The sequence below is a fragment of the Streptomyces exfoliatus genome, assembly GCF_000725545.1.
In the GTDB taxonomy this organism is placed as follows: domain Bacteria; phylum Actinomycetota; class Actinomycetes; order Streptomycetales; family Streptomycetaceae; genus Streptomyces; species Streptomyces exfoliatus.
Genome location: NZ_JNZP01000048.1, coordinates 1 through 26710, shown reverse-complemented (window position 1 = coordinate 26710; position 26710 = coordinate 1). Strand labels below are relative to the sequence as shown.

Annotated in this window: 24 protein-coding genes and 1 pseudogene; 7 read left to right on the top strand and 18 right to left on the bottom strand. The window is 71.5% G+C overall.

The annotated features are described in order from the left end of the window. Positions 1 to 368 precede the first annotated feature (368 nt). Positions 369 to 1016 carry a DNA-3-methyladenine glycosylase gene (locus IO20_RS0132825; protein WP_030556491.1) on the bottom strand — a complete coding sequence of 216 codons (648 nt, stop codon included), beginning with the start codon at positions 1014 to 1016 and terminating at the stop codon, positions 369 to 371. 87 nt (positions 1017 to 1103) lie between these two features. Here IO20_RS0132825 and IO20_RS0132820 point away from each other — a divergent pair, with 87 nt between their 5' ends. The 3 genes from IO20_RS0132820 to IO20_RS0132810 all read left to right on the top strand — a co-directional run bounded on the left by IO20_RS0132820 (position 1104) and on the right by IO20_RS0132810 (position 3143). Beyond that, positions 1104 to 1886 (top strand): sporulation protein, encoded by a 783-nt coding sequence (locus IO20_RS0132820; RefSeq protein ID WP_030556489.1) that lies wholly within the window; start codon positions 1104 to 1106, stop codon positions 1884 to 1886. Positions 1887 to 1930: 44 nt separating this feature from the next. Then, positions 1931 to 2470 carry a YbhB/YbcL family Raf kinase inhibitor-like protein gene (locus tag IO20_RS0132815; protein ID WP_030556487.1) on the top strand — a complete coding sequence of 180 codons (540 nt, stop codon included), beginning with the start codon at positions 1931 to 1933 and terminating at the stop codon, positions 2468 to 2470. Positions 2471 to 2636: 166 nt separating this feature from the next. Continuing rightward, a complete protein-coding gene (locus IO20_RS0132810) occupies positions 2637 to 3143 on the top strand; it encodes an HNH endonuclease (protein WP_030556486.1) in 507 nt (168 codons plus the stop codon). 83 nt (positions 3144 to 3226) lie between these two features. Here IO20_RS0132810 and IO20_RS0132805 read toward each other — a convergent pair whose 3' ends face one another. The 4 genes from IO20_RS0132805 to IO20_RS0132790 form a co-directional block, all read right to left on the bottom strand. Beyond that, the gene (locus IO20_RS0132805) at positions 3227 to 4000 is read right to left on the bottom strand and encodes a sulfite exporter TauE/SafE family protein (RefSeq protein WP_030556484.1); all 774 of its coding nucleotides are present in this window, start codon (positions 3998 to 4000) and stop codon (positions 3227 to 3229) included. A gap of 92 nt (positions 4001 to 4092) precedes the next feature. Beyond that, complete coding sequence (locus tag IO20_RS0132800) at positions 4093 to 5031, bottom strand: SPFH domain-containing protein (RefSeq protein WP_030222652.1); 939 nt, start codon at positions 5029 to 5031, stop codon at positions 4093 to 4095. Positions 5032 to 5124: 93 nt separating this feature from the next. Further along, positions 5125 to 5550 carry an NfeD family protein gene (locus IO20_RS0132795; RefSeq protein WP_030556482.1) on the bottom strand — a complete coding sequence of 142 codons (426 nt, stop codon included), beginning with the start codon at positions 5548 to 5550 and terminating at the stop codon, positions 5125 to 5127. A 74-nt stretch (positions 5551 to 5624) separates the two neighbouring features. Continuing rightward, on the bottom strand, positions 5625 to 6422 hold the full coding sequence (locus IO20_RS0132790; protein ID WP_030556480.1) for an ABC transporter ATP-binding protein: 798 nt from the start codon (positions 6420 to 6422) through the stop codon (positions 5625 to 5627). A gap of 200 nt (positions 6423 to 6622) precedes the next feature. On the opposite strand from IO20_RS0132790, the pseudogene IO20_RS37130 reads away from it, so the two are divergent. Continuing rightward, a pseudogene (locus IO20_RS37130) lies at positions 6623 to 7373 on the top strand (hypothetical protein). 274 nt (positions 7374 to 7647) lie between these two features. On the opposite strand, the gene IO20_RS0132780 reads toward IO20_RS37130, so the two are convergent. The 3 genes from IO20_RS0132780 to IO20_RS0132770 all read right to left on the bottom strand — a co-directional run bounded on the left by IO20_RS0132780 (position 7648) and on the right by IO20_RS0132770 (position 9835). Then, a complete protein-coding gene (locus IO20_RS0132780; protein WP_030556477.1) occupies positions 7648 to 7890 on the bottom strand; it encodes a chaplin in 243 nt (80 codons plus the stop codon). A 162-nt stretch (positions 7891 to 8052) separates the two neighbouring features. Beyond that, a complete protein-coding gene (locus tag IO20_RS0132775; RefSeq protein WP_030556475.1) occupies positions 8053 to 8697 on the bottom strand; it encodes a response regulator in 645 nt (214 codons plus the stop codon). Beyond that, entirely contained in the window at positions 8690 to 9835 is a 1146-nt protein-coding gene (locus tag IO20_RS0132770; RefSeq protein WP_030556473.1) for a GAF domain-containing sensor histidine kinase, read from the bottom strand. The genes IO20_RS0132775 and IO20_RS0132770 overlap by 8 nt, the downstream gene beginning before the upstream one ends. 427 nt (positions 9836 to 10262) lie before the next feature. Between IO20_RS0132770 and IO20_RS0132765 the strand changes: the two genes are divergently transcribed. Beyond that, on the top strand, positions 10263 to 11057 hold the full coding sequence (locus IO20_RS0132765) for a transglycosylase SLT domain-containing protein (protein ID WP_030556471.1): 795 nt from the start codon (positions 10263 to 10265) through the stop codon (positions 11055 to 11057). Between the two features lie 83 nt (positions 11058 to 11140). Here the strand turns inward: IO20_RS0132765 and IO20_RS0132760 are convergent, their stop codons facing one another. Next, positions 11141 to 13705 (bottom strand): ABC transporter ATP-binding protein/permease, encoded by a 2565-nt coding sequence (locus tag IO20_RS0132760; RefSeq protein ID WP_030556470.1) that lies wholly within the window; start codon positions 13703 to 13705, stop codon positions 11141 to 11143. 279 nt (positions 13706 to 13984) lie between these two features. Between IO20_RS0132760 and serB the strand changes: the two genes are divergently transcribed. Next, positions 13985 to 15199, top strand: coding sequence for a phosphoserine phosphatase SerB (gene serB / locus IO20_RS0132755; RefSeq protein ID WP_030556468.1), 1215 nt, complete (start codon positions 13985 to 13987; stop codon positions 15197 to 15199). Positions 15200 to 15292: 93 nt separating this feature from the next. Here serB and IO20_RS0132750 read toward each other — a convergent pair whose 3' ends face one another. From IO20_RS0132750 to IO20_RS0132735, 4 genes are all read right to left on the bottom strand, one after another. Beyond that, positions 15293 to 15811, bottom strand: a complete 519-nt coding sequence (locus IO20_RS0132750) for a SixA phosphatase family protein (RefSeq protein WP_030556466.1) — start codon at positions 15809 to 15811, stop codon at positions 15293 to 15295. A gap of 35 nt (positions 15812 to 15846) precedes the next feature. Continuing rightward, complete coding sequence (locus tag IO20_RS0132745) at positions 15847 to 16050, bottom strand: hypothetical protein (protein WP_030556465.1); 204 nt, start codon at positions 16048 to 16050, stop codon at positions 15847 to 15849. A 156-nt stretch (positions 16051 to 16206) separates the two neighbouring features. Next, positions 16207 to 16323, bottom strand: coding sequence for an SGM_5486 family transporter-associated protein (locus IO20_RS42070; RefSeq protein WP_281181692.1), 117 nt, complete (start codon positions 16321 to 16323; stop codon positions 16207 to 16209). A 17-nt stretch (positions 16324 to 16340) separates the two neighbouring features. After that, entirely contained in the window at positions 16341 to 17603 is a 1263-nt protein-coding gene (locus IO20_RS0132735; protein WP_030556464.1) for a CynX/NimT family MFS transporter, read from the bottom strand. Between the two features lie 66 nt (positions 17604 to 17669). Here IO20_RS0132735 and IO20_RS0132730 point away from each other — a divergent pair, with 66 nt between their 5' ends. After that, a complete protein-coding gene (locus IO20_RS0132730; protein ID WP_030556463.1) occupies positions 17670 to 18383 on the top strand; it encodes a FadR/GntR family transcriptional regulator in 714 nt (237 codons plus the stop codon). On the opposite strand, the gene IO20_RS0132725 is transcribed toward IO20_RS0132730, so the two are convergent. The 5 genes from IO20_RS0132725 to IO20_RS0132705 all read right to left on the bottom strand — a co-directional run. Then, on the bottom strand, positions 18328 to 18738 hold the full coding sequence (locus IO20_RS0132725; protein WP_030556462.1) for a hypothetical protein: 411 nt from the start codon (positions 18736 to 18738) through the stop codon (positions 18328 to 18330). The two genes, IO20_RS0132730 and IO20_RS0132725, sit on opposite strands and share 56 nt — an antisense overlap. A 178-nt stretch (positions 18739 to 18916) precedes the next feature. Next, positions 18917 to 19693: an enoyl-ACP reductase FabI gene (gene fabI / locus IO20_RS0132720; protein WP_030222691.1), complete on the bottom strand. Its 777-nt coding sequence runs from the start codon at positions 19691 to 19693 to the stop codon at positions 18917 to 18919. A 5-nt stretch (positions 19694 to 19698) separates the two neighbouring features. Beyond that, a complete protein-coding gene (gene fabG, locus IO20_RS0132715) occupies positions 19699 to 20418 on the bottom strand; it encodes a 3-oxoacyl-[acyl-carrier-protein] reductase (RefSeq protein WP_030556460.1) in 720 nt (239 codons plus the stop codon). A 158-nt stretch (positions 20419 to 20576) separates the two neighbouring features. After that, positions 20577 to 22178: a hypothetical protein gene (locus IO20_RS0132710; RefSeq protein WP_030556458.1), complete on the bottom strand. Its 1602-nt coding sequence runs from the start codon at positions 22176 to 22178 to the stop codon at positions 20577 to 20579. A 1-nt stretch (position 22179) separates the two neighbouring features. Further along, a partial coding sequence (locus IO20_RS0132705; protein WP_031127778.1) for a P-loop NTPase family protein occupies positions 22180 to 26710 on the bottom strand: 4531 nt, incomplete at its 5' end.

Here is a 26710-nt window from a genome sequence, read left to right as displayed (position 1 = left end):
ACTAATCTGGCGTTGATTTTTGGCACGCTGTTGAGTTCTCAAGGAACGGACGCTTCCTTTGTACTCACCCTCTCGGGCTTTCCTCCGGGCTTCCCTTCGTGTTTCCAACCTTACCAGATCATTTCCGTTCCGTTTCCGGTTCGGGGTTTATATCCGGTGGCCTGTTGGCTGCCTTTCGCCTCTCGGCGTGTTCACTACTTTAGCGGATTCCTTCGGCGCCTCATAATCGAGGCATTCGAATTCCTATTCCGGCATGCCGGAATAGACCCCAACCGGGGTGTCATCTTCAGTAGTGGGTGGCCGCTGCGGAGGTGCTTGAAGAAGCAGGTCCGTAACCAGCTGCTCGGGCTACGTTAGGCGGTCGGTTCTCAGGAGTCAAGTCTCCGCTTCCGGGGCGTGTGAGCACGGTAAGGACTCACCGTCGGGTCCTCCGTGAGCCAGAAGCGCCAGGGGTGCGGGGCGCCCTCGCCGCCGACGCCCGTGCGGGGGCCGTTGCGGATGTGGTCCCGGTCCGGTGGGGTGCCGGTGAGGAGGGCGAGGGGGGCGTCCGGGCCGTCGCAGGTGTCGGTCCCGTTCATGGAGAGGGTGACGTCGAGCGCCGTGGCCAGACGTGCCGGGCCCTTGGCCAGCTCGTGGTCGTTGCGGGCCGACCGGCGGCGTACCCGGGCCTGCTCGGCGCCCCTCAGGAACTCCCCCGCGCGCAGCAGGACCCCGCTCGCCTCGCCCTCGGGGCCGCACACCAGGTTCAGGCAGTGCCACATGCCGTACGTGAAGTAGACGTACGCGTGGCCGGGCGGGCCGAACATGACGGCGTTGCGTGCCGTGCGTCCCCGGAAGGCGTGTGAGCCGGGGTCGATCGCGCCGGCGTACGCCTCCACCTCCGTGAGGCGCAGTTCCATGCGGCCCGCGTCGGAGTTGCGCACGAGGGTGCGGCCGAGGAGGTCGGGGGCCACCTCCAGTACCGGGCGGTCGAAGAAGGCCCGCGGGAGCGGCGTACGGTCGGGGCTCTCGCTCATGGCGTCCGAGCGTAGTGGGGATCCGAGGGGAACCGGCTACGGTCGTCGCGCGTATGTAGGGGTCAGGACCGAGAAGGAGTGAAGTTCATGGGATTCAAGAAGCTGCTCGCGAGCCTGGGTGCCGGTGGGGCCAGCGTGGAGACGGTGCTCACCGAGGCGAACGTGGTTCCGGGCGGTGTCGTCCAGGGCGAGGTGCGCATCCAGGGCGGCAGCGTCGACCAGCAGATCGAGGGGCTCTCCGTCGGCCTGCAGGCACGGGTCGAGGTGGAGGGCGGCGACCAGGAGCAGAAGCAGGACATCGAGTTCGGCAAGGTGCGTCTCGGCGGGGCCTTCGAGGTGAAGGCCGGCGCGGTGCACGCGGTGCCGTTCGGTCTGGAGATCCCGTGGGAGACGCCGGTGACCTCCGTCGCCGGGCAGCAGCTGCGGGGCATGAACATCGGGGTGACGACCGAACTGGAGATCGCCCGCGCGGTGGACTCCGGGGACCTGGACCCGATCAACGTGCACCCGCTGCCGGCGCAGCAGGCGATCCTGGACGCCTTCCTCCAGCTCGGCTTCCGCTTCAAGAGCGCGGACATGGAGCGCGGTCACATCCGTGGGACCCGGCAGAAGCTGCCCTTCTACCAGGAGATCGAGTTCTTCGCGCCGCAGCAGTACCGGGGCCTGAACCAGGTCGAGGTCAGCTTCGTCGCGGACGACCGTGAGATGGACGTCGTGCTCGAGATGGACAAGAAGCCCGGTCTGTTCGGTGAGGGCAGCGACTCGTTCCGCGCGTTCAAGGTGGGTCTGGACGACTTCCACACCACCGACTGGGCGGCTTACCTGAACCAGTGGCTCGCCGAGGTCGGCGGCCGCCGCAACTGGCTCTAGGCTCGGCCCGTCAGCGTTGACGGACGATTTCGGAGGTACTCGACGTGTCCGAGGGCAAGAGGGCGCCGCTCCCCCATGACTTCCATCCGCCGGTGGCGGCGTTCACCGTGGTGAGCGACGACATCGCACCGGGTGGGGTCCTGAAGGACGCTCAGGTGTACGCGGCGGGGAACACCTCGCCGCAGTTGCGCTGGGAGGGCTTCCCGGCGGGGACGAAGAGCTTCGCCGTCACCTGCTTCGATCCGGACGCCCCTACGGGCAGCGGGTTCTGGCACTGGGTGCTCTTCGACATCCCGGCGTCGGTGACGGAGCTGCCCGCTGGTGCCGGTTCGGGGTCGTTCGAGGGGTTGCCGGCCGGGGCCGTCCACGCCCGGAACGACTACGGCTCGAAGGAGTTCGGCGGTGCGGCTCCCCCGGCGGGGGATCCGGCGCACCGCTATGTGTTCACGGTGTACGCGGTCGACCGCGAGAAGCTCGGGCCGGACGCCGACACCTCACCGGCCGCCGTCGGTTTCAATCTGCGGTTCCACACGCTTGGTCGGGCCCAGTTGATCGGTGAGTACGCGGCTCCCGCGGCGGTCTGATCGTTCGTTTGTTGTTTGCCCGCTTCTGGTCTTGGAGAGATCAGAAGCGGGCATCTTTTGTTGCGCGGGAAATATTGCGTTGTCCGACCCCGGCCGGCCCGGCCATCGTTGATCCAGGCCCCATCGCCCCGCCCGGGGCCGGGCCGGCACACGGGAGGTGGGCACAATGCGGGACACGCTGGTACTCAACGCGAGCTTCGAGCCGCTGTCGACGGTCACTCTCAACCGTGCGGTGGTGCTTGTCCTGCAGGCCAAGGCCGTCGTCGAGCACGCGCATCCCGATCTCCGGGTGCGGGGTGCCGAGGTCGATCTTCCCGTGCCGCGGGTGATCAGGCTCTGCCGGTACGTCCGGGTGCCCTTCCGAAGACAGGCACCGTGGTCGAGGCGGGGGGTACTGGTGCGGGACCAGCACCGGTGCGCGTACTGCGGGAGGCGGGCGACCACCGTCGACCACGTGGTGCCGCGCGCCCAGGGCGGTGGGGACAGCTGGCTGAACACGGTCGCCTCGTGCGCCGAGGACAACCACCGCAAGGCCGACCGGACGCCGGAGCAGGCGGGGATGCCGCTGTTGCACCAGCCGTTCGAGCCGACGCCGGCGGACGCGATGCTGCTCGCGATGCGGGCGAGCGAGCGGTCCGAGCTGCCGGAGTGGCTGGCCAGGTCGGCCGCGTAGAGACGCGCGTGCGTACGGTGCGGGCCCGCCTCCCCGGTGTGGGGACGCGGGCCCTTCCGCTGTGACGGTGTGACGTGTGGCGGTTAACGGAGGGTCAGTTGGAGGATCGCGGCGATGCCGACCGCGATGATCACTCCGCGCAGGACGGTGGGCGGCAGCTTGCGGCCGACCTTGGCGCCGATCTGGCCGCCGATGGTCGAACCGACCGCGATGAGCAGGACGGCCGTCCAGTCGAAATCGGCGACGAAGAGGAAGAACACCGCGGCGACGCCGTTGACCAGGGCGCCGAGGATGTTCTTGACGGCGTTGATCCGCTGCAGGCTGTCGTGGAGCAGCAGGCCCATCAAGGAGAGGTACAGGACTCCTTGGGCGGCGCCGAAGTAGCCGCCGTACATGCTCGCGAGGCAGAGGCCGACGAGGAGGGCGGGGCCGCCGTCGGGGTGGGCCTCGGTGCCGGTCTGTTCGCGGCGGCGCTTGACGGCGGCGGCGATGCGGGGCTGGAGGAGCACCAGGACGAGGGCGAGGCCGATGAGGATCGGCACGATCGCGTCGAAGGCCTCGGACGGCAGCGCCAGGAGCAGGATCGCGCCGACGAGGCCGCCGACGAGGGCGGCGGCGCCGAGGCGGATGACGCGGGCCTTCTGGCCCTTGAGTTCCCGCCGATAGCCGATGGCTCCGCTGATGGAACCCGGGACGAGTCCCAGGGCGTTGGAGACGTTCGCGGTGATCGGAGGGAGTCCGGTCGCGAGGAGGACCGGGAACGTGATGAGCGTTCCCGATCCGACGATGGTGTTGATGGTGCCGGCGCCGATGCCGGCGGCGAAGACTGCCAGGGCTTCCCAGATGGACAACGCCATCTCCTTACATGGTCAGTGAGTCGCCTCCCCGCCCTGAGGCTGCCGGGGTCGAGGGGCTCGCACCGATCATGCACGAGGATTACGTGTACGTGTCAGTCAACCGGCGGTTCGTCTCGCCTTTCGGTCCCGCCGCCCTTGGTGTTGAAGCCGGGGGCGCCGTTGCCCATGTTGCCGAAGGCGCCGGAGAGGCCCTTGAGGGCGTCGCCGATCTCGCTGGGCACGATCCAGAGCTTGTTGGCGTCGCCCTCGGCGATCTTCGGGAGCATCTGGAGGTACTGGTACGAGAGGAGCTTCTGGTCGGGGTCGCCGGCGTGGATGGCCTCGAAGACCGTACGGACGGCCTGGGCCTCGCCCTCGGCGCGCAGGGCGGCGGCCTTGGCCTCACCCTCGGCGCGGAGGATGGCGGACTGCTTCTCGCCCTCGGCGGTGAGGATCGCGGACTGGCGGGTTCCCTCGGCGGTGAGGATCGCGGCGCGCTTGTCTCGCTCGGCGCGCATCTGCTTCTCCATCGAGTCCTGGATGGAGGTCGGCGGCTCGATCGCCTTGAGCTCGACGCGGTTGACGCGGATGCCCCACTTGCCGGTGGCCTCGTCGAGGACGCCGCGCAGGGCCGCGTTGATCTCCTCGCGGGAGGTGAGGGTCCGCTCCAGGTCCATGCCGCCGATGATGTTGCGGAGGGTGGTGACGGTGAGCTGCTCGATCGCCTGGATGTAGCTGGCGACCTCGTAGGTCGCGGCCCTCGCGTCGGTCACCTGGTAGTAGATGACCGTGTCGATGTTGACGACCAGGTTGTCCTGGGTGATCACCGGCTGCGGCGGGAACGGGACGACCTGTTCGCGGAGGTCGATCCGGTTGCGGATCGAGTCGATGAACGGGACGACGATGTTCAGTCCGGCGTTGAGCGTGCGGGTGTAGCGGCCGAAGCGCTCCACGATCGCCGCGCTCGCCTGCGGGATGACCTGGATCGTCTTGATCAGGGCGATGAAGACGAGCACCACCAGAATGATCAGGACGATGATGACTGCTGACATCGTGTTCCCCGTGTCCTTCGCTGCCGGTTGACTGCCGGGTGGCCTTGCAAGATCGAGTTTCGCAGACGACGGAACGTCATGGGCGAGGTTCGGTCACATGACGACTGCGGTCGCTCCGTCGATCTCGACGACGTCGACCTGGTCGCCCGGTTCGAAGGTCTGTCCGGCGTCGAGCGCGCGGGCGGACCAGATCTCGCCGGCGAGCTTGATCCGGCCGCCGCTGCCGTCGACCCGTTCCGTGACGACGGCCTGACGGCCCTTCAGGGCGTCGACGCCGGTGGCGAGGCCTCTGCCGTCGCGGTGGCGGGCCGCGATGGGGCGTACCACCGCGATGAGCGCCACGGAGACGGCGACGAAGACGATCACCTGGGCGACCACGCCGAACCCGAGGGCGGCGGTCACCGCCCCCGCGACCGCGCCGACGGAGAACATGCCGAATTCGGGCATCGCGGTCAGGACCAGCGGAATGCCGAGCCCCACCGCGCCGATCAGCCACCAGACCCATGCGTCGATGTCCACATGGTCATGGTAGGGCGGTGGGGTCCTCGGGGACAGGGCGCGGGCGGCTGTGCGGGACGCCGGCGCTGTTGCCGCTACTTCAGGGGCAGACCGTGGGCGGTCCAGCGGTCGGCGACGCGCTCGACGACGAGCGGGAGGCCGAAGCAGAGCGAGAGGTTACGGGAGGTCAGCTCGGTCTCCACGGGGCCCGCGGCGAGCACCTTGCCCTGACGGATCATCAGGACGTGGGTGAAGCCGGGCGCGATCTCCTCGACATGGTGGGTGACCATGATCATGGAGGGGGCGTACGGGTCGCGGGCGAGGCGGCCGAGGCGGCGGACGAGGTCCTCGCGGCCGCCGAGGTCGAGACCGGCGGCGGGCTCGTCGAGGAGCAGGAGCTCGGGGTCGGTCATCATCGCGCGGGCGATCAGGGTGCGCTTGCGCTCGCCCTCGGAGAGGGTGCCGAACTTCCGGTCCAGGTACTCGTTCATGCCGAGCCGGTCGAGGAAGGCCTTGGCGCGCTCCTCGTCCACCGGGTCGTAGTCCTCGTGCCAGGTGGCGGTCATGCCGTACGCGGCGGTGAGGACGGTCTGGAGGACGGTCTGGCGCTTGGGGAGCTTCTCCGCCATGGCGATGCCGGCCATGCCGATGCGGGGACGGAGTTCGAAGACGTCGGTGCCGACGCCGCCGAGTCGCTCGCCCAGGACGTGGGCGGTGCCCTTGGTGGGGAAGAGGTAGCTGGAGGCGATGTTCAGAAGGGTGGTCTTGCCGGCGCCGTTGGGTCCGAGGATCACCCAGCGCTCGCCCTCCTTGACCGACCAGGAGACCTCGTCCACCAGAGCCCGTCCGTCGCGGACCACGGATACGTCCACCAGCTCCAGTACATCGCTCATGAGCGCGTTGTCTCCCCTTGCGGTCGAGTCGTGTCGTCGCCTTGCGCCGGGTGGGCGCGGCGTCCAGGGGAAAACCTACGTTATCGAGGGAGCGGGGCCGTCCCTGGGCCTGCCCGGAAAGCGGCGCCGTCCGCCCGGTGCGCCGGGCGGGACTTCCCGGGCGGGCCCGGGGGCCTCCTTCGAGTCCCTAGTCTGGGGGGATGCTTTCGGAACCACGCTCAGGACGCCTGGCCGCTTGGGGCAATGCCCTGCTGGCCGGGGCGGTGTCGCCGGACGAGGCGGCCCTTGCCATTGTCGGGGAGGACGCGGTGCACCGCGTGGAAGGACTGCCGGGTGAGGCGCGGCCCGTGGGGCTGACGCTGGCGCTCGGCCGGCTGCGGCGGCTCGGGGTGACCGGGTGGCGGGTGGCGCTGCCCGCGCCGGGGCATCCGCTGGGGCTCAGCGGGCCGCCGGACTTCAACGCGCGCGCGTTGGAGGCGGAGGAGGCGGTGGTGGGCTTCGGTGCGCCGTACGGTCTGGTGCCGGAGGTCTCCGAGGCGGGTCCGGTGGGTGACGTGCACGTGGAGGTGGTCTGGCGCTGCCTGGCGGTGCGGGAGGCCCCTCCGGCGGACGTGCCCTCGCTCGGCGAGGCGGAGCGGGAGCTGGCGGAGGCCCTGCGGGACGCGACCGCGGTACTGACCCGGCTGGATGTGGCGGCCTCGGGCCCGGCGGCGGACGCGGCGCGGGAGGCGTACCGGGCGAGGGCGGAGGTGGGCCGGGAGGTGCTGGCCCCCGGGTACCCGCCGCGGGCGGTGCGGGTCCTGGAGCTGGCGCAGCGGATCGGCCGGGAGGCCCGCCAGGGCCGAGCGGTGCGAGAACCGCGTCCGGAAACGGGCACGGGTGGCGCGGCGGGCTCAGGTCGCCGCCTACAACGCGTACGTCGAGGAGCGGGAACGGGACCAGGGGTTCTGACCCCCACCGGAGACTCACCCGGGCCGACGGACGGAGTCCGGCGCAGCGGGCCGAAGCCCGGGAGGCCCGCCAGGGCCGAGCGGTGCGAGAACCGCGTCCGGAAACGGGCACGGGTGGCGCGGCGGGCTCAGGTCGCCGCCTACGACGCGTATGTCGAGGAGCGGGAGCGGGACCAGGGGTTCTGACCCCCGCGGAACGATGGCCCGCCGGGGCGGCGGGGAAAAGGGGCCGGCCCCCGGGGGGATCGTCCGGGGGCCGGTGGTTCTGGGGGTGCTCAGCCGTTGACGGCGCTGTTGCCGAAGGCCGGGTTGAGCAGGCCGATCACGTTGACCGTGTTGCCGGAGACGTTCACGGGGACGTGGACCGGGACCTGCACCAGGTTGCCGGAGGCGACACCCGGCGAGTTGAGGGCCTTGCCGTCGGCCTCGGCGCCGTGGGCGGAGGCGACACCCGCGCCGGCGGCGACGATGCCACCGGCGACCATGGTGAGGGCAGCGGCCTTCTTGAGGTTCTTCACTTGGTACATCCTCCTGGTCATCGCTGCGGCCGATCAGCCGCAGCACGCCATGGACAACGCCGTACGCCCCGACAGGTTGCGCCGAACGGGGGACATACACACGACGGTATGAAGGACTGAACGGTCGTGCGCCCGGCGCATTGAGGGGCGCCATGGAGTTCTTCAGTCGGTCAGGCCGTTTCTCACCGCCCAGAGGGCCGCCTGGGTGCGGTCCGCCAGGTCGAGTTTCATGAGGATGTTCGAGACGTGCGTCTTGACCGTCTTCTCGGAGAGGACGAGCGCGCGGGCGATCTCGCGGTTGGACCGGCCGTCCGCGATCAGGCCGAGGACCTCGCGCTCCCGCTCCGTGAGGGTCGGGCCGCGCCCCGTGCCTCCGGACGACTCGTCCTGGGCCAGGAGTGCGCCCGCGACCTCGGGCTGGAGCAGGACGTGCCCCGCGTGGACGGAGCGGATCGCGCCGGCCAGCGCGTCGGGGTCGATGTCCTTGTAGACGTACCCGGAGGCGCCCGCGCGGAGTGCGGGGACCACCGTGCGCTGCTCGGTGAAGCTGGTGACGATCAGGACCCTCGCCGGGTTGTCGAGCTCACGGAGCCGCTTCAGCGCCTCGATGCCGTCGGTGCCGGGCATCTTCACGTCCATGAGGACCACGTCGGGGCGGAGCTCCTCGGCCCTGGCGACGCCCTCGGCGCCGTCGGAGGCCTCCCCCACGACCTCTATGTCGTCCTGTACCTCCAGGAACGTGCGCAGGCCCCGCCGGACGACCTGGTGGTCGTCGACGAGCAGGACACGGATCCGCTTGTCAGCCACCGGGAACCTCCATCTCGATCGTGGTGCCCTCTCCCCGGGCCGAGGTGACGGTGAGCGAGCCGCCGACGCCGCTCGCCCGGTCCCGCATGGAGACCAGGCCGAGGTGGCGGCCTGCGCTGCGGACCGTACGCGGGTCGAAGCCCTTGCCGTCGTCGGTGACGGTGAGCCGCGCGCCCTGGTCGGCGCGGGTGAGGGAGACGGTGACGAGCCGGGCGTCCGCGTGCCGCAGCGCGTTGTGGAGGGCTTCCTGCGCGACCCGGAGGAGGGCCTCCTCCTGTGCGGCGGGCAGTGCGCGGGTCCCGGGGCTCTCGAAGGTGACCCGGGCGGTGTGGGCGCGGTCGAGGACCTGGACGTGGGTACGGAGGGTGTGGACGAGGCCGTCCTCGTCGAGGGCGGCGGGGCGGAGCTCGACGACGGCGGCGCGCAGCTCGTCGGCGGCCTCCGCGGCGAGCGCGGCGACCTGCTGGAGTTCGCCCTTGGCGCGGACGGGGTCGCGGTCGACGAGGGCGGCGGCGGCCTGGGCGGTGAGCCGGAGCGAGAAGAGCTTCTGGCTGACGGCGTCGTGCAGCTCGTGGGCGAGGCGGGAGCGTTCCTCGGCGATGGTGAGTTCGCGGCTGCGCTCGTACAGACGTGCGTTGGTGAGGGCGATGGCCGCGTGCTGGGCGAGGATCGAGAGGAGCTCCTCGTCCTCGGCGGTGAAGCCGCAGCCGCCGTCCTCCTTCGGGCAGCGCTTGTTGGCGAGGAAGAGGGCGCCGAGGATCTCGTCGCCGTCCCTGACGGGGAGGCCGAGGAAGTCGGACATCTCGGGGTGCGCGTCGGGCCAGCCCTCGAAGCGGGGGTCCTCGCGGACGTCGGCGAGCCGCTCGGGCTCGGCCTTGTGGAGCATCGACGCGAGGATGCCGTGCTGACGGGGCAGCGGGCCGATGGCCTTCCACTGTTCGTCGCTGACGCCGTCGACGACGAACTGGGCGAAGCCGCCGTGGTCGTCGGGGACGCCCAGGGCCGCGTACTCGGCGTCGAGCAGCTCGCGGGCGGACGCGACGATCGTCTTGAGGACGTCGCGGACCTCCAGGTGGCGGCTCATCGCCAGGAGGGCGGTGCTCACGGCGGCCAGGCCTGAGTTCGGTCGATGGCTCATGTGTTCACCGTACCGGCGGGTCGTGACGGTGCGTATCCGTCCGGGGACGGCCCGGGGAGGGGACCCCGGACCTAGGTCCTACGGCTTTCGGGACCTTCTCATCCCTCGGGTGGAGGGGCTCACTGTGCGCATTGCGCACGCAACCGGGGGTGAGGTTGTTACCCGGCCGATGTGAGCCCGCGCATAGGACCCACATCACTTACGAAGCCCCCTAGTGGACGTCAGGAGGGGTGGGCATCGTGGGGTGAGCCAGACATAAGGGCGCTTCCGTGGCCCGTGCACGGGCCCCTGATCCACTACCCGGGTTCGTACGTCACACCTTTGCCACGGCATTTTGCTGCCGCTAAGAATTGCCCCCGTCGCCGCCCAGCAGGCGCAGCGCCGCCCCGGCGGAGTGACCCCCAGCGATTCGAAGAGGTAGTCCGGAATGTCTGCGAACACCCCTGGCCACAGTCGTGGTCTCAAGAAGACCCACAAGGCCACGATCGCCGGCGTCGCCGCTCTGGGCGCCGCCGCCCTCACCCTCTCCCTGGTGCCCGGCAACGGCACCACCGAGACGGAGCCGCAGGCCCTCTCGGGCACCCAGCAGGTGGCGTGGTCGTACAACGCGAACAGCCCCCAGGCGAAGGCGCTGGCCGCCAGCGTCACCGAGCAGCAGAGCACGATCGGCCTGAAGGCCAAGCAGGAGGCCGCGGCGAAGGCGAAGGCCGACGCGCTGGCCAAGGCCACGGCGAAGGCCCAGGCCGAGGCGAAGGCGAAGGCCGACGCGAAGGCCAAGGCCGCTGCCAAGGCCAAGGCCGACGCCAAGGCGAAGGCCGCGGCGAAGGCGAAGGCCGACGCGAAGAAGCGCGCCGCGGAGAAGGCGGCCGCGAGCCGTTCCGTCGCCCGTACCCCGGTCTTCGCGAACAACCTCGACGGCTGGATCCGCGAGGCGCTGTTCATCATGGACAAGCACAACATCCCGGGCACGTACAACGGCCTGCACAAGAACATCATGCGCGAGTCCAGCGGCAACCCGCGGGCCATCAACAACTGGGACATCAACGCCATCAACGGCGTCCCGTCCAAGGGCCTGCTCCAGGTGATCTACCCGACCTTCAAGGCGTACCACATCCCCGGCACCAAGTTCGACCAGTACGACCCGGTCGCCAACCTCGTCGCCGCCGCCAACTACGCGGCCGACCGGTACGGCTCCATCGACAACGTCAACAGCGCCTACTGATCCCGGTCGGTCCGCTGTCGTACGCCGGAGGGCGGCACCCCCGTGCGGGGTGCCGCCCTCCGGCGTACGGGCGTGCGCGGTGACTACTTGCGCATGACCTCGGGCTCGTGGCGGCGCAGCAGGCGCGCCACGACGACGCAGCAGACGGTCGCCATGAGCAGCTGGACGCCGAGGTCGAAGCCCCACTGGCCGGCCGTGTGCTCCCACAGCGAGTCGGTGTTCGTGGGGTCCTTCGGGTCCCACGGCGGCATGAGACGGGCCAGGTCGAGCGTGGTGCCGGCACCGGCGATGCCCCAGCGGGAGGGCATGAGCCAGGCGAACTGCTCCAGGCCGGGCGAGCCGTACACCTGGAACAGGATGCCGGTGAACACCACCTGGATGATCGCGAACATGACCAGGAGCGGCATGGTCTTCTCGGCGGTCTTCACGAGCGCGGAGATGACCAGGCCGAACATCATCGAGGTGAGGCCGAGGGCGATCACCTGGATGCACAGCTCGACGGCCGGCGGCATGAGGAGGCCCTCGGCGGGCAGCGCGCGGGTGGAGAAGCCGATGCCGCAGATGATGACGCCCTGGAAGGCCGTGATCAGGCCGAGGACGATGACCTTGGACATCAGGTACGCGGAGCGGGAGAGGCCGGTGGCGCGCTCCCTCTCGTAGATGACCCGCTCCTTGATCAGTTCGCGGACCGAGTTGGCGGCGCCGCTGAAGCACATGCCGACCATGAGGATCAGCATGATCGTTCCCGCGTCGCCGTTGAAGCGGGACGGGGGCGTCGGCGAGCCGAGGCCGAAGTCCGCCGGGATGACGACCGAGACCGCGCCGAGGACGGCCGGCAGGATCACCATCAGACCCAGGAAGCCCTTGTCGGAGGCGATCACCGACACGTAGCGGCGCATCAGGGTCCACAGCTGGGAGCCCCAGCCCTGCGGCTTCGGCGGCCTGGCCATGGCCTGCTGCGGCACCTGGACGGGCTGGGCGGCGACGGCGTCGATGTCCGCGGCGTAGAGCTGGTAGTGCTGCGAGCCCTTCCAGCGGCCCGCCCAGTCGTAGTCGCGGTAGTTCTCGAAGGCGGAGAAGACGTCGGCCCAGGTGGAGTAGCCGAAGAAGTTCAGCGCCTCGTCCGGCGGGCCGAAGTAGGCCACCGAGCCGCCGGGGGCCATGACGAGCAGCTTGTCGCAGAGGCCCAGCTCGGCCACCGAGTGGGTGACGACGAGGACCGTGCGGCCGTCGTCCGCGAGGCCCCGGAGCAGCTGCATGACGTCGCGGTCCATGCCCGGGTCGAGGCCGGAGGTCGGCTCGTCCAGGAAGATCAGCGAGGGCTTGGTGAGGAGCTCCAGGGCGACCGAGACGCGCTTGCGCTGACCACCGGAGAGGGAGGTGACCTTCTTCTCCTTGTGGATGTCGAGCTTGAGCTCGCGCAGCACCTCGTCGATCCGGGCCTCGCGCTCGGCGGTGGCGGTGTCACCGGGGAAGCGGAGCTTGGCCGCGTAGCGCAGCGCCTTCTGGACGGTCAGCTCCTTGTGCAGGATGTCGTCCTGCGGGACCAGACCGATGCGCTGGCGCAGCTCGGCGAACTGCTTGTAGAGGCTCCGGTTGTCGTAGAGGACGTCGCCCTCGTTGGCCGGGCGGTAGCCGGTCAGTGCCTTGAGCAGGGTGGACTTTCCGGAACCGGACGGGCCGATGACGCCGATCAGCGACTTCTCCGGGACGCCGAAGGAGACGTCCTTGAGGATCTGCTTGCCGCCGTCGACCGTGACCGTGAGGTGGCGGGCCGAGAAGGAGACCGAGCCGGTGTCGACGAACTCTTCCAGCTGGCCGCCGACGAGCCGGAACGTCGAGTGACCGACGCCGACGATGTCCTGCGGGCCGAGGAGGGCCGTGCCGCCCTTGGCGATCGGCTGACCGTTGACGTATGTGCCGTTGTGCGAGCCGAGGTCGCGGATCTCGAAGCGGCCGTCGGGCGTCGCGTGGAACTCGGCGTGGTGCCGCGAGACCTGGAGGTCGGAGACGACCAGCTCGTTCTCGAGGGCACGGCCGATGCGCATGACGTGGCCGAGCGCCAGCTGGTGGAACGTGGTGGGGCTGCGGTCGGCGTAGGCCGACGACGCCCCCGCGACGACGCCGTGCTGACCGTGTCCCTGCTGGTGCGGGACGTGCTGCTGCGGCACGTTCGGCTGCTGCGCGTTCGGCTGCGGGGGCTGCGGCTGCCACCCCTGCTGCGGACCCTGGTGCTGCGGCGGGTTCTGGTGGGTGATCCACTCGGCCTGCTCCGCGGCCTGGTGCGCCGGAACGGGCTGCGCCACCGGGGTCTGCGGCTGCTGGGCCTGCGGCGCGCCCTGGGCTCCGGCGGCGAGATTCAGCCGCGGGCCGTCGGTCGCGTTGCCCAGGTGGACGGCCGAGCCGGGGCCGATCTCCACCTGGTGGATCCGCTGCCCCTGCAGGAAGGTGCCGTTGGTGGAGCCGTGGTCCTCGATGACCCAGCTCCGGCCTCCCCAGCTGATGGTGGCGTGGCGCCACGAGACCCTGGCGTCGTCGATCACCAGGTCACCCTGCGGATCGCGGCCCAGGGTGTACGACCTGGACGGATCGAGGGTCCAGGTCCTTCCATTCAATTCCAGTACGAGTTCTGGCACTCCATGCCCCACTACTTGTCCCCCGATGTACCCCCGTCGCTGGGAGTCTAGGGATGGCGAACATCGGGGGGAACTATTTCAGGCCCCGTACCCTCTCCGAAAGTCGGGCCGCGTGAAGACCCCGCGCAGGCGTGCCGAGAACATGACGTGAAGCGGCCGGCGCGGTACCCCTGAGGGACGTCTCCGGGGCCCGCGCGCCCCCGCTCCGCGGCCCGTGCGCGTCCGCTCCGGTGTCCGCTGGGCGGGACGGGGGGTCGAGCGGCACGCGGTGCCCGATACGGTGGAAGCACCATGAGCGCATCGCAGACCTCAGACGTTCCCACCCTTCTCGTCAAGATCTTCGGGAAGGACCGTCCCGGGATCACCGCGGGACTCTTCGACACCCTCGCCGCCTACTCCGTCGACGTCGTGGACATCGAGCAGGTCGTCTCCCGCGGCCGACTCGTCCTGTGCGCGCTCGTCACCGAGCCGACCGTCGCCTCGCAGGGCGAGCTCAGGGCCACCGTGCACAGCTGGGCCGAGTCGCAGAAGCTCCAGGCCGAGATCCTCTCCGGTACGGGTGACAACCGGCCGCGCGGCAGCGGACGCTCGCACGTGACCGTGCTCGGGCACCCGCTGACCGCGGAGCAGACGGCGGCCATAGCGGCCAGGATCGCGGAGACGGGCGGCAACATCGACCGCATCTTCCGGCTGGCGAAGTATCCGGTCACGGCGGTCGAGTTCGCCGTCTCCGGCTGTGAGACGGAGCCGCTGCGGACCGCGCTGGCCACCGAGGCGCACAGCGTCGGGGTCGACGTGGCCGTGGTCTCGGCCGGGCTGCACCGGCGGGCCCAGCGGCTCGTCGTCATGGACGTCGACTCGACGCTGATCCAGGACGAGGTGATCGAGCTCTTCGCGGCGCACGCGGGCTGCGAGGACAAGGTCGCCGAGGTGACGGCGGCCGCGATGCGCGGCGAGCTGGACTTCGAGCAGTCGCTGCACGCGCGGGTGGAGCTGCTCGCCGGGCTCGACGCCTCGGTGGTGGACAAGGTCCGCGCGGAGGTGCGGATGACGCCCGGGGCCCGGACCCTGATCCGCACGCTCAAGCGGCTCGGCTACCAGGTGGGTGTCGTCTCCGGCGGCTTCACGCAGGTCACCGACGATCTGAAGGAGCGGCTCGGGCTTGACTTCGCCTCCGCCAACACCCTGGAGATCGTGGACGGCAAGCTCACCGGTCGGGTGACCGGCGAGATCGTGGACCGGGCGGGCAAGGCGCGGCTGCTGCGCCGGTTCGCGACGGAGGCCGGCGTGCCGCTGGCGCAGACGGTGGCGATCGGCGACGGGGCGAACGACCTGGACATGCTGAACGCGGCCGGGCTGGGGGTGGCGTTCAACGCGAAGCCGGTGGTGCGCCAGGCCGCTCACACGGCGGTGAACGTGCCGTTCCTGGACACCGTGCTCTACCTGCTCGGCATCACCCGCGAAGAGGTCGAGGCGGCGGACGGTCCCGAGGACCTGCTGCACTGAACCATGGCGGCGTGGGTACGCCGGAGGGGCCCGGTCGTCAGATGACGGCCGGGCCCTTGTCCGTACGGTTCAGGAGCGGCTCTCCGGCGTGCCTCAGGCGTGCGGGGTCCAGAAGTCGACGAGCCGGCCGACGCCGTGCTCCAGGGTCTTCCAGTCGCCCTTGAAGGTGAGGACGGCGAAGGCGGAGGTCGGGAAGCCGCTGCGGTTCATCCGGTCGAGGACGTCCCCCTCGGACGCGCCGGCCAGGGCGTCGGCGAGCGCGTGCATGCCGGGGTTGTGGCCGACGACCAGGAGGTCGGAGACGTCGTCCGGCGTCTCGTTGAGCAGGGCGATGAGCTCGCCGAGCGAGGCCTCGTACAGCCGCTCCTCGTACACGGTCCTGGGGCGCTCCGGCAGTGCGTGCACGGCCAGCTTCCAGGTCTCGCGCGTTCTGACGGCGGTCGAGCAGAGGGCCAGGTCGAAGGCGATGCCGGTCTCGGCGAGCCTCCGGCCCGCCACGGGGGCGTCCGCGCGGCCTCTTTCGGCCAGGGGACGCTCGTGGTCGGACTCTTCGTTCCAGTCCGCCTTCGCGTGTCGGAGCAGCACGATCCTGCGGGATGTATCGACGCTCATGTTGCTCAGCTTCGCACGAAACGGCTCGCGCCGACTCAGAGAGAGAGCGTTTGCTGGATCTGCTCCAGGACCCGTCCGACCCCCGGGTCACCGGCTGTCGCGTGGGCCCCGCCGGGTCCGGCCATGAGCAGCAGGAGCGCGGTGAACGCGGCGACGGGAAGGGCGAGCGCCCACCAGGGCAGCCGGGTGTCGACGCCGGTCGGCAGGGGCCGGGTGCTGGTGTGCGTACGGGCCGACATGGGCCGCCTCCGGGGGATGGGGAACCGGTTTCCGCCGTCTCCAGCGGTGTTCTCCAACGTACGGATCCGGAGGCTTCCGGCCCATCAGGTGATCCACCCAGTCGACCCTGACACTCACCCCCTAGGGGATGCGGGGGTTGTCCCCACCCCCGGGGGTCACGGTGAGGCGATGGAGGCGATGACGGCGATGACGACCGTGATGCCGAGCATCGCGCCGAGCACGAGGAGCAGCTTCTTCTGGCCGTTCGGGGGATTGGGTTCGAGGACTGGCATGCCGACAGTCTCGCATCTCAGCATTCGTCCTCGACGGTCCGGTCCCTGCCCGCGAGGGTTCCGACGATCATCTGCGGCACCATCAGGCCGGCCATGAGCGCGATCGGCAGTCCCCAGCCGCCGCTGTGCTGGTAGAGCACGCCGACCAGGAGGGGGCCGGGGACCGAGATGAGGTAGCCGACGCTCTGCGCGAAGGCGGAGAGCCGGACGACCCCGGCGCCGGTGCGCGAGCGCAGGCCGATCATGGTGAGGGCGAGCGGGAAGGCGCAGTTGGAGATGCCGAGCAGCACGGCCCAGAGCCAGGCTCCGGCCTCGGGGGCGAGGAAGAGCCCGGTGTAGCCGGTGAGTCCGCACAGGCCGAGCGCGACGACGATCGGGCCCTGGTGCTTCATGCGGGTCGCGAGGCGCGGGATGACGAAGGCGAGCGGAACGCCCATGACCATGGTGACGGCGAGGAGCACGCCCGCGGTGGTGGCGGGGACGCCTGCGTCGCGGAAGATCTGCGGCATCCAGCCCATGGTGATGTAGGCACCGGTTGCCTGGAGGCCGAAGAAGCAGCCGAGGGCCCAGGCGGTGCGGCTCCGGGTGACGCGCGGCGGGGCCGTGGCCTCGGGGGCGGCGCGCTCCTTCGTGCGGCCGGAGTCGTCGCGGTCGCGCAGGAGCGGGATCCAGGGCAGGACGGCGAGTGCGGCCACCGCCGCCCATACGCCGAGTCCGAGGCGCCAGTCCCCGCCGAGGGCCTCGGTCATGGGGACGGTCGCGGCCGCGGCGACCGAGGTGCCGAGGGCGAGCGCCATGGAGTACAGGCCGGTCATGCTGCCGATGCGGTCGGGGAAGTACCGCTTGACGATGACGGGCATCAGGACGTTGCTGACGGCGATGCCCATCAGGGCGAGGGCGCTGGCGGCCAGGAAGCCGGCGGTGCCGCCGGCGAGGGGCCGCAGGACGAGGCCCGCGAGGATCGCGGCCATGCCCGCGCAGACGACGGCGGCAGGGCCGAAGCGGCGGGCGAGGCGGGGGGCCGTGATGCCGAAGACGGCGAAGCAGAGCGGGGGTACGGAGGTGAGGACGCCGGCGACGGTGCCGCTCATGTGGAGGCCTTCGGTGACCTCTTCGAGGAGGGCGCCGAGGCTGGTGATGGCGGGGCGCAGGTTCAGGGCGGCCAGGACGAGTCCGACGGTGACGAGGCCGAGGGTCCAGCGGTGCGTCGCTCCCGGCGGTGCCGTGGGCGTCGGGGCGGGGGTCCGGGTTCGTACGGCGGTCTTCGGCTCGTCAGGCATGGAGCCATCATAGAATCATGGGATGATTGGTTGTCCAATCCCGAACCAACTCCAGGACGGTGTTCCATGGCCCTCGGTCACCCCCGGCGCGCAGGCCTCTCCGACCAGGTGATCGCCGAGCTGCGGAACCAGATCACCTCCGGCGAGTGGCCGGTCGGTTCACGCATCCCGACGGAACCCGAACTGGTGGAACAGCTGGGAGTGGCCCGCAACACCGTGCGCGAGGCGGTGCGGGCGCTCGCCCACAACGGGCTGCTCGACATCCGCCAGGGCTCGGGGACGTACGTCATCGCCACCAGCGAACTGGCCGGCGTCATGCACCGCCGCTTCTCCGGCTCCGATCCCCGGCACGTCGCGGAACTGCGCTCGACCCTGGAGTCCGCCGCGGCGCGGTTCGCGGCCCGGCGGCGCACCGAGCGCGACCTGAAGCAGCTCGACGCCCTGCTCGCACGACGCGAGGAGGCCTGGGAGTCCGGTGAGGCGGAGCGGTTCGTGACCGCCGACGCGGCGTTCCACCACGCGGTCGTCGCCGCCTCGGGCAACGAGGTCCTCACGGAGCTCTACGCGGACCTGGGCGATCTGCTGCGGGAGTGGCTGCGCGACGACGTGGGGCAGGTGCTGCTGCCCGAGAACCACATGGACCACGCGCGTCTCGTGGACGCGATCCGGGACGGCGATGCAGAGCGGGCCGGCACGGAGGCGGCCGGCTACCCCTTCATGTGTCTCAGGAACCCCGGACCGGAGCCGGCCGAGGAGCCTCGTCCGCCGGCTCGTGGGTGACCCAGGCGGACCGGACCTCCTTCCAGCAGCGGCCGCCGACCCGGCCGTAGTCGGCGGGTCCGACGTCCACCGGCGCGCTGTCGCTGTCGACGTCCCACCAACGCTCGCACTCGACGTGGAGGCGGATCCGGTCGGTGCGCGGGTACGGGTTGTGGCAGTGGGCGGTGACGCGGGAGCCCTGGACGACGGTGCGGCAGGAGGCTCCGAAGTTCTCCGGCTCCCCGGTCGCCGGGGCGGTGGCGGGGAGCTCCTCGGCGGGGGCCGGGGCCGCCCGCACCTCGGCGGCCACGGCTATCCCGGTGAGCAGAACGGCGACGGAGGCGAAGGCGCCGAACCCGTTGCGTATCGCGTGCATGCCCGTACCTCCTCCCCGTCCGTCGCAGGAACCGCAGTAGCAGGAACTTCACGCTCTGCCCCAGTCTGGGGTGATTCGCGCGACTTTTCGAGTCGGGCAGGAGTTGCGGAACGGCGAGGGCCGTGTGCCGCCCGGTGGGGGCGGGCACACGGCCCTCTCTAGCTGCGGTGGGGAGGTGTCAGGCGCCGATCGCGTGCAGGCCGCCGTCGACGTGGACGATCTCACCCGTCGTCTTCGGGAACCAGTCGGAGAGCAGGGCCACGACGCCGCGGCCGGCCGGCTCCGGGTCCTCGAGCTTCCACTCCAGCGGGGAGCGGCTGTCCCACACGGCGGCCAGCTCGCCGAAGCCCGGGATGGACTTGGCGGCCATCGAACCGATCGGGCCCGCCGAGATCAGGTTGCAGCGGATGTTCTGCTTGCCCAGGTCGCGCGCCATGTAGCGGCTGGTGGCCTCGAGGGCGGCCTTGGCCGGGCCCATCCAGTCGTACTGCGGCCAGGCGAACTTCGCGTCGAAGGTGAGGCCGACGACGGAGCCGCCCTCGGTCATCAGCGGCAGCAGCGCCGTCGTCAGCGACTTCAGGGAGAAGGCGGAGACGTGCATCGCCGTGGCGACGGACTCGAACGGCGTGTTGAGGAAGTTGCCGCCGAGCGCGTCCTGCGGGGCGAAGCCGATGGAGTGCACGATGCCGTCGAGCCGGTCGCCGAGGTGCTCGCGCACCTGGCCCTCCAGGCGGGCGAGGTGCTCGTCGTTGGAGACGTCGAGCTCGAGGACCTTGACGTTCTCGGGCTTGGGCAGCTTCTTGGCGATGCGCTCGGTGAGCGACGGCCGCGGCCAGGCGGTGAGGATGATCTCCGCACCCTGCTCCTGGGCCAGCTTCGCGGTGTGGAAGGCGATGGAGGACTCCATCAGCACACCGGTGATCAGGATGCGCTTGCCCTCGAGAATTCCGCTCATGGTGATCAGTGACCCATGCCCAATCCGCCGTCAACCGGGATGACGGCTCCAGTGATGTACGAGGCGTCGTCGGAGGCGAGGAACTTCACCGCGGCGGCGATCTCCTCCGGCTGCGCGTAACGGCCCAGCGGCACCTGGGACACGATGCCCGCGCGCTGCTCGTCGGTGAGGACCGCGGTCATGTCGGTGGCGACGAAACCAGGGGCGACGACGTTGAAAGTGATGTTGCGCGAGCCGAGCTCACGCGCGAGGGAGCGGGCGAAGCCGACCAGGCCGGCCTTGGAGGCGGCGTAGTTGGCCTGGCCCGCGGAGCCCAGCAGACCGACGACGGAGGAGATCAGGACGACGCGGCCCTTCTTGGCGCGCAGCATCCCGCGGTTGGCGCGCTTGACCACCCGGAAGGTGCCGGTGAGGTTGGTGTCGAGGACGGACGTGAAGTCCTCCTCGGACATGCGCATGAGGAGCTGGTCCTTCGTCACGCCGGCGTTGGCCACGAGGACCTCGACCGGACCGTGCTTCTCCTCGATCTCCTTGTACGCCTGCTCCACCTGCTCCGTGTCGGTGATGTCGCACTTGACGGGGAGGCAGCCGAGCTCGACCAGGGCGGCCGGAGGCTCGCCGGAGCGGTACGTGATCGCGACCTTGTCGCCGGCCTCGGCGAACGCGCGGGCGATGGCGAGGCCGATGCCCCGGTTTCCTCCGGTGACGAGAACCGAGCGGCTCAACGGATCACCCTTTCGATAGCGGTCTGGTAGCCGAAAACCTATCGGTATCGCCCTCGACATGAGGAATCGACCTCCGACAGTGGCGTAGGGGTGTCACTGTCGGGTCCCTACAGCTCGGAGGCGGAGCGGGGCGGCCCGTCGCCGTTCTCGGGCGCCGTCTAGCGGGCCCGCAGATCGGCCTGGGACAGCTCGGCGCAGAGGTCGTCGAGCGTCCGGTCGTACATCACGGAGCGATGCGAAAGTACGTTTCTGGCCATAACCAGCAGCCTGAGGAGCCGCGCGTCGCTCTGCGGCAGCGCGACGGCTCCACCGATGTGGGCGCGCAGGAGTTCCCCGACCTGGAGCTCCAGGAAGGTCCGTTCCGGAGAGCCGCCCGGGTGGGCGGGGGGACGGTCCGCGTGGTCGGCGACGACGACGGCCGCCGGGCGGTTGAGGTGACCGAGCGCCCGTACGGCGAGGTGCTGCCTGGCCTCTTCTATCCAGGGCGTGAGGACCCGCTGCTGTGCCTGGGAGACCAGGGCGGTGAGACGGGCCCGTGCGTCCGCGCCGGCCCCGTCGACTTCGGCCGCGTCCGCCCCGTCGGAGGGGTGCCAGACGCCCGCGTGCGGGCGCAGTCGGCCCTCCCAGGAGACGACGGCGCCCCTGGCCCACGCCTGGCGCAGCTCCGCGCCGGGTCGCAGCAGGGCTCCGACCCGCCGCAGCGGCGGGCAGTCGGCAGGAACGGGGCCGGAACCCGCGGCGAGGCAGCGCCCGAGTGCGGCGCCGAGGGTGTGCTGCGCGCCGTCCCACTCCCCCGCGAGCCGCCGGGCGAGCTCCAGGTCGGGGCCGCAGATCTCGACCACGGTCTCGGACCGCACGGCGCGGCGGATCCGCTCCCGCAGCGGGTCCCGGTCGCGGCCGGAGGTGTCGGGCCCGTGGTCGAGGAGGGGCGCGATGGCGATGGCCGTGTCGAGCCTGCCGAGCACGCCCCACCACCAGTGCACGGCCGTGTCGCCGAGGCCGTTGCGCAGTTCGTCGGGGAGCGATTCCGGCAGGTCGCGAAGGCGGGCGACGACCAGGAGCCGGGGGCGCTCGCCCGGCGTGAGCCCGGCCGCCTTGACCGCGGCGGCGAGGTGGCGGAAGAGCCGCTCGACGGCGACGCCGCGCGGCCCGGTCCCCGCACGCGCGCCGGTGGCCCTCCCCGCACTCGTACGCGTACCGCTGTCGTCCTCCGCCCACGCGCGGATGCCGACGACCGGGCGGCGGTCGCGGCCGGGGGCGACCAGGGTCGCGACGGCCTCGTCGGCGTCGACGGAGAGTTCCTTGCCGAGGCGGGCGAGGAGGCCGTGCGGTTCGTGCCGGGGGCCGGCGGGCTGCCGGGGTGCCGGTACGCGGGGCGGGCGGCCGTCGAGGGACCAGCCGAGGTCGAGGTCGAAGCCGTCGTCGGGGAGGTCGAGATAGGGCAGCTCGTCGGCGTCCGCCCACCACTCCGCCGCCTCCTCGCCGCCCTCCCCCGCGAAGGGATCGCCCGCGAAGGGATCGTCCGTACGCGCGCGTGCGGACGTCGGAGGCGGTACGTCGACCCGTGCCGGACTGCCGAACAGGGCGCCCCGGTACAGCTCGTCCGCGAGCCCCGACTCCACCATGGCGTCGGTGACCAGCCAGAGGCAGTTCCGTCCTGCCGCGAGGTCGGCGGTGACGCCGCGCAGCTGGGCCCGTACCCCCGGCAGGTCGTCCGGGCGCACGGCGGGCACGCCCGTACGGGCTTCCGCGTGCGTCACCTCACTTCTCCCCGGCGGCCGCCCGGGACCGCACGGCGCGGTACGTCACCGGTTCCACCGCGAAGCCCTCGGGCGTCTCGTCGAGGACGCCGAGCCGGCCCAGGTGGTGCAGCCAGGCGTCGGTGTCCGCGTCGGAGAGCTCGATCGCCGCGCCCACGTCGTCGCGGGGCACGCCCTGGCCCTCGCCCACGTAGCCCGTCCAGGCCGCGAGGAGGTCGAGGTCCCGGGCGTCGAGCCCGGAGAGGCGCAGGTGCTCCTCGATGTTGCGGGGGCCGGCGATGAGGGCGCGTATCCGCTCCACGGCGTTGTCCAGGGTCGCCCCGTGCACGGACACGTCCGTCACGGCGGCCTCCATCCAGCGCGGCCAGCCACCGGTCGCGGCGACGAGCCGGTCGCGGTCCTCGCGGGACACGAAGGGGCACTCGGACCAGGCGCGCAGGGCGTCGGCGGTCCACCGGTCGGGACGCAGCCACCGTACGGACAGCTCCTCGTGCCCGTCGTCGGCGGCGAGTTCGGCGAGGCCCGCGGCGTCGGCGAGGACGACGACGGAGCGGTTGTCGTTGCCGCCGCTGCGCCGCTCGGTCTGCCGCAGGAGGCGGTCGGCGGCGGGACCGGCGTGGACCAGGAGGGCGCGGACGGTCTCGCGCAGCGTGGCGGTGGTGGCGCCGCGCAGGTCCGCGATGATCACGTGGGCTTTGCGGCGGCGGCTCTTGAGGAGGCCGGCGAGGTCCTCCCCGAGGGCGTACGGGACGACGTCGACGCCGCGGTTCACGGCGAAGGCGGTGACCGCCTGGCGGACGAGTTCGGGCCGGTGGAGCGCGGTGGTGCCGATCAGGCTGACGCCGGACTGCGCGGTCTCGTGGAGCTGTTCCTCGGTGAGCGGGCTGTACGTCTGCACGTGCCGGGCGTCGCGGCCGAGGATGCGGCGGGCGGCGTGCGGGTTGTAGTCGTAGGGCAGGCCGAACTCGGTCTCCCGGAGTTCGAGTTCGAGCTCCTCGCGGGTGCCGAGCATGTTGACGACGTTGGGGCTGCGGACGGCGAAGCGGGAGCGGTCGCCGAGCTGGATGAGCAGGCCGAGGCCGACCATCTCGGTGAGGAAGATCTGCGCTTGTTTGGCGCTGAGCATCTCGAAGCCCTCCGGCCACGCCTCCCGGGCCAGCTGGAGCAGTTCGCCCGCGGAGTAGTCGCCGCGGTAGCCGTCCTTGAGGCTGCGCAGGGCGATGACGAGGGCGAGGACCCGGTAGCGGTCCTCCAGGTTGATGGTGAAGCGGAGCCGCTCGGCGATCTGGCGGCGCACGGTCTCGGACGCGGCGACCTTCCGGACGTCGTCCTCGGTGATCCGGACGGGGCTTCCGGCCCAGGTGTACGGGCGGTCGTGGAGGACGCGGACGAGCTCGCGGCAGAAGATCTGCACCAGGTTGGCCTGGTAGTTGGTGATGGCGAGGATCCGCCAGACCAGTTCGGGGCGCTCGAAGAAGTAGCCGAGCGCGGCCATGGGTTCGGTGACGAGACGGACGGCCGCCTGGGTGCCGAGGGGGCCGACGAGGACGTCGGGGCCGCCGTGCACGGTGGAGACGTTGGAGAGGTGTCCGAAGCGCTGCACCTGGTGCAGACCCGCGAAGACGATCTTGAAGCGGCGTTCGGTCTGTTCCATGAGGCGCTGGAAGTGCATGACGTTGGGGAAGGTCGACTCGCTGCCGACGCGGTAGGCGCGGCGCGAGTCGGTGTTGAGGAAGGCGTCGGCCTCGTCCGCGAGGACCAGGATCCGCCGGGTGTCGTCCTCGTCCAGCCAGGACTGGATGTTGCGTACGACGACGTCGGGGTTGGCCTGCTCCGACATCTTGCTGTTGAAGACGCCCTTGCGCTTGAGGTCCTCGACGAGCCGGCTCCAGATCCGGTCGGGGGCCTCCGCGTGGCCGATCTCCGCCTTCAGGAGGTCGAGGTAGACGGCGACATGGGCGTCGGCGCGGCTCGGGAAGATCTCGGCGACCCGGCGCAGCAGCGCGGACTTGCCGAGCTGGCGGCCCCCGTAGAGGAACATGCCGCCCTCGCGGCCCATCACCTCCCGCATCTCCTCGTCGCGGCCGTAGAACACCTCGGGCGGCACGAGGCCCGCCACGAACGGGGTGTACGGGTTGTACGCGGCCCAGGGGAGGGTGACGCGCTGGAGCGAGCGGAAGGAGCCGGGGGCGCGGGCGGCCATCCAGCCCATCACCGCGGAGTCGACGACGAGCGCCTGCTGGGCGAAGGAGCGGGCGGACTCGGCGAGGCCGCGCCGCCCCTCCATGCCGAGCGGGTGCAGGTAGAGCACGATGTTGGCGCCGACGTCGGCGTCCTCCAGATGGGCGAGCGGCCCGTCGGCCGGCTGCTCCTCCCAGATGAGCAGGACGGTGTACGAAGAGGCCCGGGAGCCGAGCGCGGCGACGTACCCGGCGCGCTCGGCGACCCGCGCGCGCACCTTGAAGCGGCGCATGCCCTGGCCGAGGGCCACCCGCTCGGCGCTGACCTGGTGCGTGGACAGTTCGAGGCCGAGCAGACGCAGCAGCCGGGGGATGTGCTGCTGCCATTCACCGCGCCGGCCCTGCGGGGTGCAGAGGGCCGCCCAGGACTCCAGGCCGTTGCCCGCCGCCGGGGTGAGGGAGGCGTCCGGGGCGCCGTAGTGCTTCGCCCACCAGGCCGCGTCGATGCCCTCGCCGCCGGCCTTCGGCGCGTCGGGCGCGGTGACGCCGGTGAGGAACGCGGCGAGTTCCGAGCCGTCGTCGGCGGGCCGCTCGGGCAGTGGCTTGTGGCTCGTGGCGAGGGCGAGGAACTCCTGGGCCGTGACCGTGTCCCCCTCCTCGATGAGCCGGGCGATCCGGTCGTGGTCCCCGGCGGACAGCGGCCGGTCGGGGCGCGAGCGCAGCACGGCGAGGTTCTCGCGGAGCTGGCGGGTGTAGTCGGCGACGAGGGTGCGGAGCTCCGCCTCCAAGGTGCGCAGGGAGTCCACGGCGAAGCGGTAGCGGCCCGACTCCTCGCCGTCGGCGAACTGCTGGAGACGGCCCACGAACTCCCGTTCCTGATCGGCCGCCAGCTGGTTGAGCGTCCGCATCTGGGCGAGCAGGCCGGCGGCCTCGCCGTGGCGGACCGCGACCTCGCGCCGCCAGTCCTCGTGGCTCTGGGCGAGTCTCCGTACCGCCGTCTCGCCCCACTCGGGGTCGGTGCAGCCGTACGCCTCGGGCTCGCTCGCGACGGCGGCGACGAGCGCCTGGGCGAGGTGCAGGTCACCGTCGTGGAGGTAGCTGCCGAGGGCGTACTCGGCGTCGGCGGGCGTCAGGAGGGCGGCGATCCTGCGGGCCGCCCTGGGGTCGGCGAGGTCCGGGTCGCCCAGGGCGTCCCGGGGCAGGTCGGGCAGCGGGAGGAGACAGTCGGCGGGCGGCACGGGGCCGCCGTTCTCGCGGAGCCGGTCGGCCGCCGGGTCCGCGGACCGCAGGTGCTCACCGGTCAGCCAGGCGCGCAGCAGCGCGAGCGCCGCACCGCCGGTGCCGGCCGGGGCGGGCTCCTCGGCGACGTCCCGGAGCACCGAGGCCAGCTCGGGGACACCGCGGTCGCTCATGCCCTGGTGCGGCCGGGCGGCGGCGTGGGCGTGGGCGGCCTCGGCACGCATGAGCAGCTCGCCGACGGACCGGCAGGCGGTGTGCAGCTGGCGGAGCGCGCCGGCCGTGATCGGCTCCTTGGCCTGCTTCGACGTACGGAACAGGGCGTCCGTGTCCTCGATGAGCCGGTCGATGTCCTCCGCCCGCCACAACTCCTCGCCCAAGGCACGGAAGTTCGGCGTGCCGGCGTACTGGGCCGGGCTCTGGCCGGACCACTCGACGACCTCGTTCAGCGCGTGGCGGACCGGGCCCGAGGGCCCGACGAGGTACTGGAGCACCTGCGACGCCCGCTGGTACTTCATCTTGCGGCGCGGCAGGTCGTCGAGCAGCTGCCGGGCGGTGAGACCGATCTCCTCGCGGGTGGCGGCCTCCTGGCCCTCGGCGCTGCCCTGGAGCATGCCGGGCTCGAAGACGCGACCGTCCCTGACGGCGGCGACGAGCACGGTGAGCAGCTGCTGCCAGGGGCCGGTGAGCCCGGACGGCATGACGAAACCGCTGATCAGGCCGTGGGCCCAGCGGGCGGTGAGGCCGGTGCGCAGCGCGGCGGCGAGGGCCACGAGATGGGCCTCCCGGTCCTGCGCGGCGAGCGCGGGGTCGAGTTCGTGCGCCATCTGTACGGGGGTGGCCTCGCTGTCCGAGACGCAGCCGAACGCGGCGGCGGCGAAGGCGAGGGCGCGGGCCCGGACGTCGCTCTCGCGGGAGGCGACGGTCATCCAGTACGCCTCGGCGAGCCGTCCGTCGCGCAGCAGCCTGCCGACGGGCGGCTCGCTGCCGGTGTCCCAGGGGGCGTACGGGTCCCAGTCGGGCGCGTCGACGCCGGAGGGCCACGGCTCGTCCTCGACGGGGAGGGGCCGTGGGGTGGGGACGGATGTGGGGGCCGGTACGCGGAGGGGCGGGGGC